14 protein-coding genes are annotated in these 14028 nt (G+C 48.3%); 6 read left to right on the top strand and 8 right to left on the bottom strand.

Translation table 11 applies throughout. The annotated features are described in order from the left end of the window. Nucleotides 1-33: 33 nt before the first annotated feature. The 3 genes from B5M13_RS32080 to B5M13_RS32070 all read right to left on the bottom strand — a co-directional run bounded on the left by B5M13_RS32080 (nt 34) and on the right by B5M13_RS32070 (nt 3463). Nucleotides 34-1107, bottom strand: coding sequence for an NAD-dependent epimerase/dehydratase family protein (locus tag B5M13_RS32080; protein ID WP_080059537.1), 1074 nt, complete (start codon nt 1105-1107; stop codon nt 34-36). Between the two features lie 222 nt (nt 1108-1329). Further along, complete coding sequence (locus tag B5M13_RS32075; RefSeq protein ID WP_080059536.1) at nt 1330-1608, bottom strand: hypothetical protein; 279 nt, start codon at nt 1606-1608, stop codon at nt 1330-1332. Between the two features lie 124 nt (nt 1609-1732). After that, nucleotides 1733-3463, bottom strand: a complete 1731-nt coding sequence (locus B5M13_RS32070; protein WP_080060168.1) for a M3 family oligoendopeptidase — start codon at nt 3461-3463, stop codon at nt 1733-1735. A 169-nt stretch (nt 3464-3632) separates the two neighbouring features. Here B5M13_RS32070 and B5M13_RS32065 point away from each other — a divergent pair, with 169 nt between their 5' ends. Together B5M13_RS32065 and B5M13_RS32060 are read left to right on the top strand one after the other, a co-directional pair. Then, on the top strand, nt 3633-4007 hold the full coding sequence (locus tag B5M13_RS32065; protein WP_080059535.1) for a BlaI/MecI/CopY family transcriptional regulator: 375 nt from the start codon (nt 3633-3635) through the stop codon (nt 4005-4007). Nucleotides 4008-4079: 72 nt separating this feature from the next. Further along, a complete protein-coding gene (locus B5M13_RS32060; protein ID WP_080059534.1) occupies nt 4080-6572 on the top strand; it encodes a M56 family metallopeptidase in 2493 nt (830 codons plus the stop codon). 92 nt (nt 6573-6664) lie between these two features. Here B5M13_RS32060 and B5M13_RS32055 read toward each other — a convergent pair whose 3' ends face one another. The 3 genes from B5M13_RS32055 to B5M13_RS32045 all read right to left on the bottom strand — a co-directional run bounded on the left by B5M13_RS32055 (nt 6665) and on the right by B5M13_RS32045 (nt 8910). Next, entirely contained in the window at nt 6665-7735 is a 1071-nt protein-coding gene (locus B5M13_RS32055) for a ferredoxin--NADP reductase (protein WP_080059533.1), read from the bottom strand. A 71-nt stretch (nt 7736-7806) separates the two neighbouring features. Further along, complete coding sequence (locus tag B5M13_RS32050) at nt 7807-8655, bottom strand: N-acetylglucosamine kinase (protein ID WP_080059532.1); 849 nt, start codon at nt 8653-8655, stop codon at nt 7807-7809. Between the two features lie 9 nt (nt 8656-8664). Continuing rightward, nucleotides 8665-8910, bottom strand: a complete 246-nt coding sequence (locus B5M13_RS32045) for a cytochrome b5 domain-containing protein (protein WP_080059531.1) — start codon at nt 8908-8910, stop codon at nt 8665-8667. Between the two features lie 103 nt (nt 8911-9013). On the opposite strand from B5M13_RS32045, the gene B5M13_RS32040 reads away from it, so the two are divergent. From B5M13_RS32040 to B5M13_RS32025, 4 genes are all read left to right on the top strand, one after another. Next, on the top strand, nt 9014-9466 hold the full coding sequence (locus B5M13_RS32040; RefSeq protein ID WP_080059530.1) for a hypothetical protein: 453 nt from the start codon (nt 9014-9016) through the stop codon (nt 9464-9466). A gap of 172 nt (nt 9467-9638) precedes the next feature. Continuing rightward, entirely contained in the window at nt 9639-10661 is a 1023-nt protein-coding gene (gene thiL, locus B5M13_RS32035) for a thiamine-phosphate kinase (protein WP_080059529.1), read from the top strand. Nucleotides 10662-10752: 91 nt separating this feature from the next. Further along, a complete protein-coding gene (locus tag B5M13_RS32030) occupies nt 10753-11649 on the top strand; it encodes a cyclase family protein (protein ID WP_080059528.1) in 897 nt (298 codons plus the stop codon). 5 nt (nt 11650-11654) lie between these two features. Next, nucleotides 11655-12092: a hypothetical protein gene (locus B5M13_RS32025; protein WP_080059527.1), complete on the top strand. Its 438-nt coding sequence runs from the start codon at nt 11655-11657 to the stop codon at nt 12090-12092. An 8-nt stretch (nt 12093-12100) separates the two neighbouring features. Here B5M13_RS32025 and B5M13_RS32020 read toward each other — a convergent pair whose 3' ends face one another. Together B5M13_RS32020 and B5M13_RS32015 are read right to left on the bottom strand one after the other, a co-directional pair. Beyond that, nucleotides 12101-12673 (bottom strand): hypothetical protein, encoded by a 573-nt coding sequence (locus tag B5M13_RS32020; protein WP_080059526.1) that lies wholly within the window; start codon nt 12671-12673, stop codon nt 12101-12103. A gap of 124 nt (nt 12674-12797) precedes the next feature. Continuing rightward, nucleotides 12798-13868 (bottom strand): mannose-1-phosphate guanylyltransferase, encoded by a 1071-nt coding sequence (locus tag B5M13_RS32015; RefSeq protein WP_080059525.1) that lies wholly within the window; start codon nt 13866-13868, stop codon nt 12798-12800. Nucleotides 13869-14028 lie beyond the last annotated feature (160 nt).

Here is a 14028-nt window from a genome sequence, read left to right as displayed (position 1 = left end):
ATAAATGACAGCCAATGACTATCAAATGACACTTTATTTATGGCTCATTAATCGGGCCGCCATGCTGTCGTGAATCTGAATCATCGTCTCTTTCAGATCGTATGTCCAGTTCCAGTCGGGATAGTGTTGCTTGAACTTACTCAGGTCCGAAATATACCAGATGTGGTCACCACTCCGGTTCGTTTCCGAATACTGGTAGTTCATCTTGTTGCCCGAAATCTCTTCGCATAAAGCAATGGCTTCCAGCATCGAGCAGTTGGCATAACGACCACCACCGGCATTATATACCTCACCCGGACGTGGGTTCTGATAGAAATGCCAGAACATGTTCACCAAATCCCAGCTATGAATGTTGTCCCGAACCTGTTTGCCTTTGTAACCGAAGATGGTGTACTGATTGCCCGTAATGGCACATTTCATCAGGTACGACAGGAAACCGTGCAACTGAGCGCCCGAATGGTTAGGCCCCGTCAGGCAACCTCCCCGAAATACGCCCGTGTTCATGCCGAAATAGCGACCATACTCTTGTACCATCACATCAGCAGCTACTTTCGAGGCTCCGAAAATAGAGTGTTTAGTGTGGTCTAGACTCATGTATTCGTCAATCCCATTTTCGAAGTAGGGATGATTCTGATCGATTTCCCAGCGGGTTTCGGTCTCGATCAACGGTAGGAAGTTGGGGTTGTCTCCATATACCTTATTAGTCGAGGTAAAAATGAAGACAGCTTCGGGGCAGTGAAGCCGGGTCATCTCCAGCATATTGAGCGTACCAACGGCATTGACGCCAAAATCGGTAAATGGCTCCCGAGCGGCCCAGTCGTGGCTGGGTTGGGCGGCTGTATGGAGAACTAATTTAATATCGGTCCCGAATTCTTGGAAGATTACTTCGAGTTGGGGAACTTCACGAATATCGGCTGTGCGATGCTGGTAGTTTGAATAGGTGTCGGCCAGCCGGTTTCGATTCCATTCGGTGGAGCCATCAGCACCAAAGAAGTACTGGCGCATGTTGTTATCGATCCCAACGACCAGATCAAATTTATCGGCAAAGAAGGCAACGGCTTCACTACCGATCAACCCTGCCGAACCTGTAACTAGTGCAATTTTCATAAGGTTATTTATGCGTAGAGCGGCTTATCTCACCAAATAATTCTTTTTTCTCAAGTTGTTTGACTCAACAAAGTAACACAAAAATTTACACTTACTGTGCGTTTGGTACGTCCGTTGAATAAAACGCGCAAGGTATAATAGTCTGTTACTAAGAACAAAAAAAGCGATGAACCGGCAAGTGATTGGCCAATTCATCGCTTTTCTATGTCTATTCAGCAGTCCTTATAAACTTTGAGTCGTATTGCCCGGCCCGTATAATTTTTTCCGAATCTCGTCAGCTTTTGCATCCAAAGCGGCATTCGGAGCATATTTGTATCGGGTCTGAACGGCCGGCGAATCTTTACCAAGGCCATACACTTCTGGATCGCCTGCCCGGTAGGTTGAGCTGACATCCCCAGCACGATAGTCTGTTTGGCGTACGGAGTTATATTTCTGATAATCGCATGAGGCCAGCGACAACACCAACACACCTAACAAACCTATATTGAGTACGCGTTTCATAGCTACTTGATTACGAATTGATTCGGCAAAAATAGGAAAAAGAGTCGTTTGTCAATAACCATCTGTTGTTAGTTTTTTCACAAATGGGCAACTCACCATCCTATTGACCGTTTCCAGAGGGTTGTTAACTTAACGTTTTGATCTCTTCCCACACAAAATTCATCAATTCCTGGATGTGCGCCTGAGAAAAATCGAACGGTACGTGGGCTGCCTCGTAAATTTCCCGAATGGGTCGCTTATACCCTAAACTTAGAGCCTGTTTATACCCATCCAACCCTAGTTTTGGATCGCGACGGTAATTCCGCCAGACGCCAATGGCTCCTAACTGCGCAATACCATATTCAATATAATAAAATGGCACTTCGTATAAATGAAGTTGCCGTTGCCAGATATATTCCTTATAATAGGCAAATCCGTCCCAGTTGGTTATTGAATCCGCAAACTGGTCATAGATGCGAAGCCAGTTTTCCCGACGGTCGGCATCTGTATGCGTTGGATGTTCATACACCCAGTGCTGGAATTTATCGATGGTGGCTACCCAGGGCAACGTTTCGATAATTGACTCAAGATGCTGAAGTTTAGCCCGGCGAAGCTCTTCCGGATTGTCAAAAAATACGTCCCAATGGTCCATCGACAGCAATTCCATGCTCATCGACGCCAGCTCGGCCACTTCCATCGGCGGATTTCGGAAGGCTTTTAGTGGTAAATCACGAGTCAGAAATGAGTGAACGGCGTGGCCACCTTCGTGTACCATTGTTACCAGATCGCGCAGACTGGAGGTGGCATTCATAAATATAAAGGGTACGCCAATTTCTTCGAGTGGGTAGTTATAGCCACCCGGCGCTTTCCCTTTCCGCGATTCCAGGTCCAGATGGCCCATCGCTCGCATAATCCGCAGGTCATCACCCAATTCCTTATCCAGACGATCGAAACAGGCAATGGCTTTTTCCAGTAGCTCATCGCCCGTTGCAAATGGTTTTAGCGGAGCGCGACCTTCCACATCGACTTTCGCGTCCCACGGACGGAGTGGGTCAACGCCAAGCTTCTGTTTGCGCTCTTTTGCCAGCTCATTAAGCAGGGGCACAACCGCTTCGGCTACCGACTCATGAAAATTAACGCAATCCTGCGGAGTATAGTCAAACCGACCCAGCGCAGCGAACGCATAATCGCGAAAGTTGGCAAAGCCTGCATTCACCGCCACCTGATGCCGCAGCGTCCGTAAACGGTCGAAGAGTTGATCGAGTGCTTCATGGTCCTGGTAACGACGCTCCCATATTTTCCGCCAGGCCTCTTCCCGCACCGCCCGGTCAGTGGATTGCAGCAGATCGCTGGCTTTGGGTAAAGTGACCTCCTGCCCGTCGATGGTAACGGTCATGGCACCGACGATAGCGCCATACCTCCGTTCTTCGGTCTGAAGTTCGGTTTGAAGCGGAATATTTTCTTCCCGGAAAATTTCGATGGCTTTTTTCATTCCCCGCACCATCACGTCGTAGCCTTCGTCGGTCAACTGGCTCAGGTAAGGGCTGTTCACGGCTTTCAGATCAAGCTCATTACCCACAGCGGTCATTGGCGGCTGAATCTCGGCAATGAAAAAGTTTAGGTTGTTGACCAGTTCTTCATTAGCCGTATCGCAGGTCATGCGGATATAGCGCCAGGCAAAATCTTCCGACAAATACGATTCCAGCTCGCTTCGATCGATCAGCCATTGACGCAGCTCATCAGCGTTCTGGATGGACCGCTCCATCAGGTTGTCATACAGTGGTTTTACATCGTCCCAGCTTTTCAACGTCAGGGCTTCGCCGATAAATGGGCGAGCAGGTCGGGCTGGAATGGTCAGGGTTTCGTTGGCAGTCATCAGTAACTCGGCTGGAAAAGCCTTTAGCTCGTGCATAGATCTATAAATGGCAATATAGCGGCTGGTAAGCCACCCTACAATTAAGTGATTCTAAAACTTTTTTGTTCACACATTTGCATCTACGAAAAACTTCGTATATAATTGCTACGAAATCTTTCGTAGATCAATTATGAAGCCAACCGATGCCGAACTTGAAATCCTGCACGTGCTTTGGGCCAATGGTCCCAGCACCGTTCGACAGGTACATGATAACTTAAGCCAGCACCGTGAAATTGGGTATACAACGGCCCTTAAGCTGATGCAAATAATGTATGAAAAAGGTCTGCTCTCGCGCGAAGAAGATGGACGCTCGCATACCTATGCGGCCGTTGTCACCGAAGAAGATACACAGCGTAACCTGGTCGACCGTTTTGTAGAAACGGCCTTTCGGGGTTCGGCTTCAAAACTGGTCATGCAGGTGCTGGGTCAGCACAAAGCCTCCCGTGAGGAACTGGACGAAATCAAAGCCCTGCTGAACAATCTGAACCGGGATTTACTGGATTGAGCTGATTGGACAGATTTTGTCGATTAAGGATGTGATAAATTGATTTTCCGCAAACAAAGAATTCCTATACTCATGAACGCTTTCCATTTCTTATCGAATCCGGTAGTCGATGCGTTGGGCTGGACACTGATTCACGCCATCTGGCAGGGTTTCGCGTTGGTACTGCCCATGGCTATTGTGCTGCATTTGCTGCGCAAGCGGTCCAGTGCCTTACGCTATCAGGTAGGTGTAGCTACCTTGTCTTTGCAGGTGCTGGCATCAATTAGTACCTTTTTCTGGTGCTATAAACCTGCCTTAGTTATTCCAGCCTTACCTGCCTATGGGCATAAAGCCATTCTGTATCCGGTACGCTGGCAAACGGTAGCGCAAACGGTCCCCTGGTATCAGCAATTGCAGCAGTTTCTGGACGTTCACCTGAGCCAGTTTGTGCTGATTTATCTGATCGGGGTAGGCTTATTCGGCTTACGGCTGGCCGGTGGCTGGCTTTACTTACAACGGCTAAGCCAAACAGCCCTACAACCAGCTACGAAAGGCTGGGCGCAAATGACCGATCGGCTTCGTTCAGCGCTGGGCATCCGGGGGCTGATCCAGGTACGCGAATCGGCTCGCATTGCCGTTCCGATGGTGGTTGGCGTCATTAAGCCTGTTTTGCTACTCCCTATCGGTTTGGCAGCCAATCTATCGATCCGGGAAATTGAAGCCGTTTTGGCTCATGAATTAGCCCACGTCAAACGATACGATTATGCGGTGAATCTGTTGCAGTCCGTCGTTGAGGTGCTGTATTTCTTTCATCCGGCGCTGTGGTGGCTTTCGGCACGCGTTCGGGAAGAGCGCGAACATTGCTGCGATGATCTGGCTGTTCAGGTTTGTGGTGGCGATGGACGAATATTGGCCCAGGCCCTTGCCCGTATTGAGGAGTTACGGCTAACGCAGCAGATGCAGGCTCCTCCACTGGCGATGGCGTTTGCTTCAAAACGACAGCAATTACTGCATCGGGTTCGCCGAGTGTTGGGCGTACCAACCAAGCCTTTCATATCGAACAGTAGCCTGGCGGGCCTAACGTTCGTAACGATTTTGTTGATGAGTATATCGGTCTATGCCGTTCAGAAGCAGGATAAGCCTAAACATCAAGCTACCCAACCTCACCCTTTAAAGACAACCCGCAAGCATAAAGTGGATAGCCATTCAGAATACGGCATGGCCGACGATAGCCATATTAGCTACGTAGTCTGGAAAGGGCGACGACTGTCGGGCGAGCGGGTTATGCGGTTACAGCATCAGCTCGATGGCGTAATGTCCGGGCAGTTATCGCTCGACAACGTTCCGCAACCAGACCGAGATATACTCCTGACGATCATTGAGAAAAACCACGCGTTCGAGAGTGGCATGGCATCCTTGTCTGAGGGACTATCGCATATCGACCTGTCAAACATTTCGGTGGACGGAGCCAGTAATTTGCCCGATATGCTGAACGAACCGGACAAAGCCTTATCGAGCCTCAGCCGCGATGGACTTATTCAAACTACATTGGCCTCCTTATCCGGGCTTGTCCCTAATGATTCGCTTGACCGGCTCCGTGCTTTGCAGCAGCGGAAAATGGATAGCCTCGGTCAGCTTATGCAACAGCAGACACAGCACATTCAGGCGTTACAACTTCAGATAGAAAAAATGCAGTTCCCCGTTGAGGAGTCTGAACGTAACCAGCAAATGCTGGAGTGGCGTAAACAGAAGCTGATGCAGCAACGCATGGCCCTGATCGAAAAACAACGTCAGGTAATGTATCAGGATGGGAAACAGAAGGCAACACTAGACGAAGTTGAGAAACAGGTAGCAGCCCTGGAACCTGAAATCAAAAAACAGGAAGAGCGTATCGAAGAAATTAACCAGCAACTCGAAGCGGCTCAGTCTAAAATGCAGGAAGCCCGAAAACCCCTGCAAAAATTAGAGCGTGAAAGTCAGCAACTAAACGAGCGGCTAGAACGCTTATCAGAAGAAATGAACAAATACGGTGAGCATTTATCGAATATAGATATGGATGTAAAAGTTGATGGAAACTTCAATTTTTCAGATGACGTCAAGTACGAGTTAGAGTATGACCTGCGAAGCGCTCGGCCAAAAATTCGCTATGCTCCCCGTGCAGATCGTCCAGCGAAAACGCGCTTGCGATACGTACCTGGCCCAGCGGCTCCGGCAGTGCCAGCAGTTGCTCCTCGTCCCTCAATTCGGGGGAAAGCAGCCGTAGCCCCCGCCGTTGTACCCGATGTACATGTAGTACCTAACGTTCTAGGGCCAGCAGCACCTGCACTACCAGCAACACCCCGATCAAACCCCAAACCACCAACGGCTCCAAAGCCCGAAGATCAATCCAGTCTAACACCTGTACTTAATAACGAACATGCTGTGTCTGTAGGAGGTCTGGTTGCCAAACCCGGTAAGGCGCCGATGGCAAAAATAGCTTCTCTTACGTTCAATATGACACCGGTGGCGAGTGCAAATGCTCGTCCATCCGTTACTACAGCGGTGCAATCAGTAACTGGCAAAGCAACTGTCAGTGTCAATGACTAGTGTGATAATTCAGCAAGAGTGAAATCATAAAAGCCGTACACTGAAGGCATTACAAACCCCAGTGTACGGCTTCCATAGTTTCAGATAATTAATTACTCAATTTCGATCACCACATTCGGGCCAACGGGGTGAGCTACGCAGGTAAGTATATACCCCGCTTTCAACTCTGACTCAGACAATCCATCTTCTTCATCCAGCTTTACCTTGCCTGAAATACAGCGTCCCATACAGGCTGTACACATTCCTGCCTGACAGGAGTACGGTAAATCGATATCCAGATCCAGGGCGGCTTCGAGAATAGTCTGATGCGGAGCTACCGTAAATTTGTACTCGCTGCCTTCGTATAACACCGTTACTTCGGGCGTTCCCGTATCGGCGGCTGTCATAGGTTCTTCCACTACATCACCAGCCGTAACAGGCGCATGCGCGAAACTTTCTTTATGCACATGTTCAGTTGATACACCCAGCAAGGCTAGCGCAGAACGGGCTTCAGCCATCATGCCATCGGGTCCACACAGGTAGTAGCTGGCATTCTGACGCTCGGCGGTTGGTAGCTGTTCCAGCAGTTTACTGATTGAATGCTGGTTCAATCGGCCCTCCGCTCCAGTCCAGCCATCGGTTGGCTGACTAAGTACATGGGTCACCTGAAAGCGCGAACGGCCATAGGCCTGCTCCATCGCATCCAGATGCGATTTATAAATAATAGACGACTGGTTCCGGTTGCCATAAATCAACCATACACGACTATTAGGCTCCACATGCAGCGCCGACTTAGCCATTGAAAACAAAGGCGTTATACCGCTACCAGCACCAATCAGCACGATTGTCCGCCGGTTTTGCGGGTCTAGCTTCGGCACAAAGGTGCCCATGGGCTCTAGTGTTTCCAGAATATCGCCGGGTTTGGTCCGATCGCAGAGGTAATTGGAAGCGGTCCCACCGGGTACACGCTTGACCGATACTGATAGCGATACGTCCATATGGGGAGACGACGACATAGAGTAGGACCGACGTATTTTTTCTCCATTAATGTTGAGCAGAAACGTCAGAAACTGACCAGGCTGATAGCGAACTTCTTCGTTGATGGGGTGCCAGAAACTTATTGTCACGGCGTCCGGCGTTTCGCGAACGACGTCTTTTACTTTCAAAAAATACCGATTTGCCATTCTTTCAGGTAGTTGTCAGATTCGGCATAAACCGAAGACCGTCCTACAAAAATACAGTGAACACCCGATACTCAGCTATTTTTATGAAATTCAACTAAACGTTCGACGGGCGCTTTCAGAATAGTACCCATGATCAGACCTGTTTGTTGAATGGCGATCTGTAAAGGCTGGTCAAAATAATGAGCGATAGACCCTACGAAATGAACGGGCCATTGGCCGGATTCGGGAAAGCGTTTCACGTATGTTGTCAGAAACAGCGTAAACGCATCGGTTATCAGCCCCGTGATGTATGGATGTGCCAGATGATCCGATAAGAAGGGGGTGAACGAAGCAAAATAGCGGTTAGGATAGGGCTTCTGGTAAGCGTTTTCGAGTAGTGTTGGCCGATCAAGACCATAACGCTCCTGAAATCGGTCACGAAGATCGGCGGGTAATCGTTCCTGAAAAAAATCGCGAACCAGCGTTTTGCCTAAGTAGCCGCCACTCCCTTCATCACCCAGCCAGAAACCAAGCGACTGAATACCCCGACTGATCTTCTCCCCATCGTAGCAGCAGGCGTTGGAACCCGTTCCCAGAATACAGACAATACCAGGTTCGTACCCTGTAGCACCCCGGGCGGCACCCAGCATATCACTATTGACCTCAACAATCTGTAAGCCAGGCAATATAGCCTGTACAGAATCGGCCACAATGTGATTAACGGCTGGCCCTGTGCAGCCTGTTCCATAGAAGAAAACCTTACGAACGGTCGCATCAGCCACCTGCGGCAGCAGTTGTACGCGTAAAGTTTCTGTCATTTGGGCGGTTGACTGATAATATGGATTCAATCCGTCCGTTTGAATAGCGTGGGTTTGCCCATCGGTATCGACAAGCCGCCAGTCGGTTTTTGTAGAGCCGCTATCGGCAATTAATAGTGCCATAGTTTGAGTTTAACGTAATGTCCCAACTACCGGAAACCGGGTAAAAACGCCGTTGGTATGGGGGGCATCGACCAGTTCGTCGGTCAGGTCCTGACCAGCCCAGTGTTCATAGTGGTGACCGTTACGCCACAGTCGCGACGTTGACAGATCATAAATAAGGCCGTTGTAGGCACACCAGATTTCGTCACGGTCCTGACCATTGCGTAGAGCGAGTTGGGAACGTGTGTAAGCGGGTAATGGAGTTTCAGGCGACATCGTCCGCTTAATCAGTTGAATGAATAATTAGGCATCAATTTTGTGAGTGACATCAAAATTAGCGTAACTTTAGCCACTTCTGATTCTCTGCATTCAATTCACCATGAGAAAGACTTATTTTATTGGTTTCTTTTCGGTAGTAAGTGTGTTCAGTCTGCTAATGGGCTGTAAAGGCAATAAAGTGGCTCCTGTTTCGGAACGTATTGCTAAAATATGGACTGCCAGTAAAGTGGACGAAAACAGTACAACAGTTTATACAAAAGGAGCAACCAGTAATATTCGCGATTACAGTAAGTTCAGTCTTGATCTAAGTAAGGCCCCCACGGTCGTTTACAAAGATTATGATGGGGCTACTGTTTCGTTTACAGGACAATATTCACTTCCCGACGACAATACGCTAAAACTGACGAACTTGAACCCTGCTCCAACGGGTACAAATGGGACAATTACTTTTACAATCAATTCCATTGACGATAACAACTTGAAATTGACCCGGACCGACGTTAGTCAGAAAACGGGTGGCACCACAAACGTGTACACGCTGACAAATCCATAAGGCGGTATAAACCAATTCTTAAAAAAAGCCGTTCCGTAAATCAATCGGAACGGCTTTTTTTAATGAATAATGGAAAATGGATAGAGAATAATGTACGCGCCAGCTCTCTACTCACACATTATTCACTATTCATTCTATATTATTCATTATCCATCCTACATAGTTCATTTCCATGACTGATCTAAATAAAATTGGCGAAGTTGGCCTGATCGAACGTATCCGGCAAGCCACTTCGGCTCCCGCGCATCCCGAAACGGTACGGGGCATTGGCGACGATGCGGCTGTATTCGACTGGGGTGACCAATACGGGCTGCTGGCTACGGATATGCTCGTAGAAGGCATTCATTTCGACCTGTCGTATGTGCCGTTGAAGCATCTTGGCTATAAGGCCATTACATTTGGCGTATCAGACATTGCCGCTATGAATGGCCTTCCTATTCAGGTGACGGTTGGCATTGCTCTCAGTAGCCGCTTTCCTGTCGAAGCCATTGATGAGTTGTATGAAGGGATTCGAGCGGCCTGCACAGCGTATGATGTTGATCTGGTCGGGGGCGATACGACAGCCTCGCGGTCGGGGTTAGTTATTTCCGTTACCGTACTGGGTAAGGTTTCCAAAGAAGTAATTACGTATCGGAATACAGCCCAACCGAACGATGTGGTCTGTGTAACGGGCGATCTGGGAGCCGCTTACCTGGGTCTGCAACTGCTGGAGCGGGAGAAACAAGTCTTTCTGGCCGACCCTAATATGCAACCCAGCCTGCCGGAAGAACGGTCGTATCTACTTCAGCGCCAACTCCGTCCCGATGCCCGTACCGACATTGTTCATGAGCTTCGTGAGCTGGGTGTTCGCCCTACGGCCATGATCGATGTTTCGGACGGCCTGGCGTCGGAGCTTCTTCACCTTTGCCACCAATCGGGTACGGGTGCCGTTATTTTTGATGAAAACATCCCGATTGACGATCAGGCCCATCTGGCTGCCGACGAATTTAAAATTAGCCCGATAACGGCTGCTCTGAATGGCGGTGAGGACTATGAACTATTATTTACGGTTCGCCCACAGGAATTCGAGAAATTAGCCAACCACTCCCGAATTACAGCCATTGGGTATCTGACAGCCGATCCTTCTCAGATCGTTCTGGCAACCAAAGCCGGACAACAAACACCCATTCGGGCACAAGGCTGGGCACAATTATAGGTGTATAGAACGCGGATTTTTAGGATCATTATGATTTATTAAGATCTGCGTAAATCATAAAAATCATAAGCATCTGCGTTCTATTAACAGAATGACACAAAAGCGGGTAAAGTTTGATTTCGTATTCGAGTTCACCAACGGCGGAAGCCTGAAAGGTGAGGATTTTCGATTGGATATTGACGGTGAAACCCTATCCGATCAGGCATTGATTGACTACGTCATTGCCGATTTACGGCTGCTTATGGTCGGTAAAGCCCAGATAATCAACAAAGAAATCATTATAGAACCCCATAAACGAAACCCTTCGCCCAAAAGCCATTCGGGAAGTTACCTGATCGATCTAAGCCATACGATCGAGAATGGATTGGTTACCTACAAAGGTCTCCCCGCCCCGATCATCTGCGATTATCTGAGTCGTGAACGGTCACGGCAACTCTATGCACCGGGTACGGAGTTTCAGATTGGCAAGATCGAAATGGTTACCAACACGGGGACTTATCTGGATTGTCCGTTTCATCGTTTTGAGGATGGAGATGATTTGTCGCAGGTTGGCCTGGAAGCATTCACCGATCTGGAAGGCATCGTGATTCGCATTCCTCATACCGATACCCTGGCGATTACCGACGCTCATTTACGAAATTACGAGCTACGAAATCGGGCTGTGCTGATTCATACCGGCTGGGATGCCTTCTGGAACACTGAAACGTATTACGAGAACCACCCATTTCTGACGGCCGATGCGGCTGATTACTTACGCGATTGCGGGGTAAAGCTGGTTGGGATCGACTCCCACAATATCGACGATACACGCGGAAATAGCCGTCCGGTACACACAACGTTACTTGGTGCAAACATTCTGATTGTGGAACACTTGTGCAATTTATCCTCTGTTCCGACTGAAGGCTTTACCTTTACGGCTGCACCCCCCAAACTTAAAGGAGCTGGTACGTTTCCGGTCAGAGCAATGGCAAAGATTAATAGTTTCTAAATCCTATGCTGAAATCATTCAATTCATTTACTTATTGGTTAGCTATCCTTTCTATCTGTCTATTTGTGATCAGTGGCTGTAAAAAAGCCGAAACCATTCCCGACCCCGACATGGCCAAAAGTGTAGCAGGAACGTATACATTTACTACGATCAGTCTGGCCAGTAGCAACCAGCCAACGACCGTAGCCAGTGGTAATGTGGCCCTAGTACGCAATGGAAGTGCGCTGGATAAAGTTGATCTTACCCTTTCCTACACGACAGCCAGCTCGTCGGGCAGTTCGACTTTTTCGGAAAGTAAAACCATTACTCTACAGCGAGCCGATAACACCATTGAGCTGTATAATGGCAGTACCAAAGTAGGAAGTTGGGTACTAGGCACGCTGAATCTCGCCAATTACCCGTTCAGCACGACATCGGTAACCCTTACAGCAACCAAGCAGTAGAAACGCGTTTACTTCGCCCGGATAAACTTCGAATAGCAGGGGCGTTCACAACGGGGCAGGAACATTAGTGTATCACCTTTGAAACGTAATCCCTGTTGAAAATAGACGTTTGCCCGGTTGGTATTTATGTAAAAATTTATACCCAGACTATCCGGGTAGGTCGTATCGACCCGGTAATACTTGATGGGAAAGTAGTAGGACATCGAATCCCCATTGGCTGTTAGCTTGCCATCGGTGTTGAATGTCAGGGTTTGGGGGCGACTACCAGGATACCGACTAATAACATCAACCGATTTCGTAATTTGGATGGTATCCCTCACATAGTGATCTTTTACAAAGACCGAATCCTTAACGTATTGCCCGTTTACGAGTGTCGAATCAATTTTATAGTAGCCTTTCACAAAGACCGAATCATAGGCGGTCGTATTGACATTGACCTGAAAGAGCCGTTCAACAAGCCGCCAGGTACCTGTAATACGCGTATCGCCAGCTCCGGGTGAGAAATCCGTGTTGGTTTCTTTACACTCCAGCAGCAGAGTCGTCAGTAACAGCGAAAAACTTAGGTAAATTACTTTTTTCACAAGGCAGTCTTAGAGCACCATTTGCAAAGCTAACGAACAGAGCATTTCTGCCATTGCCCTGCAGGCTGTTTAACAGGCGGATTTAACTTCCCGAGAACGGAAACTCTCGGGAAGTTAATCGATGCTACACAAACTCCGTGCCTCGTTCTTTCGCGTCGGCAACAAAGTTTTTGACTTTTTGCTCTTCTTCTTTCCGACAGATCATCAGGACGTTATCATACTCGGCTACAATATAACCGTCCAGGCCATTAACCACTACTAGCCGATCTTTCGGCGTTTTGATGATACAGTTTTTGGTGTCGTATAGCATAATATGACCGTCGATCACGTTGAAGTCTTCGTTTTTGTCCGACACTTCGTAAAGCGATTTCCACGTACCCAGATCCGACCAGCCGAAGTCGCTCAATACCACGTGTACATTACCGGCCTTTTCCATTACGCCGTTGTCGATAGAAATGCTTTTGGTAAGCGAGTACGCTTTATCGACAAAGGCTTTTTCGCCTTCTGTATAGTATATATCAGCCCCTTCGGCAAAAATTTCAGCTACTTCAGGCAGGTATTGTTCAAACGCCTTGATGATGGCCTGAACATTCCAGACAAAAATTCCGGCGTTCCAGACAAACTCACCACTTGCAACAAACTGCTGCGCCAGTTCGAGATGCGGTTTTTCGGTAAATGTCTTTACTTTTTTAATCGCATCACCCGATTCCGGGATATACTGAATGTATCCATAACCCGTATCAGGGCGGCTGGGCTGGATACCCAGTGTCACCAGAATATCCTGACCTGTTGTAGCCTGGAGCGCCGTTTTAATGGTACGCTGAAACTCTTCTTCTTTCAGGATAATATGGTCTGCCGGTGCTACGATAATATTGGCTTCCGGGTCATGCTGAGCGATTTTGTAACACGCATAGGCGATACAGGGAGCTGTATTCCGCGCAATGGGTTCACAAAGTACCTGATCGTCTGACAACTGTGGTAATTGCTCTTGGCAGAGGTCTTTATAAAGCCAGCTCGTAACGATGAAGATATGCTCAGGTGGGCAAATGCCCTCAAAACGGTCGGCGGTTTGTTGCAGTAAGGTTCGGCCAGTGCCGAGTACGTCGTGGAATTGTTTTGGATAGCTTGTGCGGCTGAACGGCCAGAATCGAGTTCCGACACCTCCCGCCATAATAACTACATACGTATGATTCATTGATACCTCGATAAGTTATAGCAAAGTTGCTAGTATATAACTGATTTTCGAAGTCCAAGTTACGATTTCCAACCAAACGGAACGAAGAGCCTACGATCCAGCGAGGGTGTTTTATTTATTTTTTTAGCAGACGGCAACCAAATAGAAACCGGATTCTAAA

This window comes from Spirosoma aerolatum, assembly GCF_002056795.1.
Classification (GTDB): Bacteria; Bacteroidota; Bacteroidia; order Cytophagales; family Spirosomataceae; genus Spirosoma; species Spirosoma aerolatum.
The sequence above is the reverse complement of the archived record's forward strand: the minus strand, read 5'-3'. Positions and strand labels throughout refer to the sequence as shown.

Bases quoted from the DNA above. Each gene is read 5' to 3' on its own strand.
- B5M13_RS32065 (WP_080059535.1), top strand. From the start codon at position 3,633: ATGAAGCCAACCGATGCCGAACTTGAAATCCTGCACGTGCTTTGGGCC.
- B5M13_RS32060 (WP_080059534.1), top strand. From the start codon at position 4,080: ATGAACGCTTTCCATTTCTTATCGAATCCGGTAGTCGATGCGTTGGGC.
- B5M13_RS32050 (WP_080059532.1), bottom strand. From the start codon at position 8,655: ATGGCACTATTAATTGCCGATAGCGGCTCTACAAAAACCGACTGGCGG.
- B5M13_RS32040 (WP_080059530.1), top strand. From the start codon at position 9,014: ATGAGAAAGACTTATTTTATTGGTTTCTTTTCGGTAGTAAGTGTGTTC.
- B5M13_RS32070 (WP_080060168.1), bottom strand. From the start codon at position 3,463: ATGACTGCCAACGAAACCCTGACCATTCCAGCCCGACCTGCTCGCCCA.
- thiL (WP_080059529.1), top strand. From the start codon at position 9,639: ATGACTGATCTAAATAAAATTGGCGAAGTTGGCCTGATCGAACGTATC.
- B5M13_RS32080 (WP_080059537.1), bottom strand. From the start codon at position 1,107: ATGAAAATTGCACTAGTTACAGGTTCGGCAGGGTTGATCGGTAGTGAA.
- B5M13_RS32025 (WP_080059527.1), top strand. From the start codon at position 11,655: ATGCTGAAATCATTCAATTCATTTACTTATTGGTTAGCTATCCTTTCT.
- B5M13_RS32075 (WP_080059536.1), bottom strand. From the start codon at position 1,608: ATGAAACGCGTACTCAATATAGGTTTGTTAGGTGTGTTGGTGTTGTCG.
- B5M13_RS32015 (WP_080059525.1), bottom strand. From the start codon at position 13,868: ATGAATCATACGTATGTAGTTATTATGGCGGGAGGTGTCGGAACTCGA.
- B5M13_RS32055 (WP_080059533.1), bottom strand. From the start codon at position 7,735: ATGGCAAATCGGTATTTTTTGAAAGTAAAAGACGTCGTTCGCGAAACG.
- B5M13_RS32045 (WP_080059531.1), bottom strand. From the start codon at position 8,910: ATGTCGCCTGAAACTCCATTACCCGCTTACACACGTTCCCAACTCGCT.
- B5M13_RS32030 (WP_080059528.1), top strand. From the start codon at position 10,753: ATGACACAAAAGCGGGTAAAGTTTGATTTCGTATTCGAGTTCACCAAC.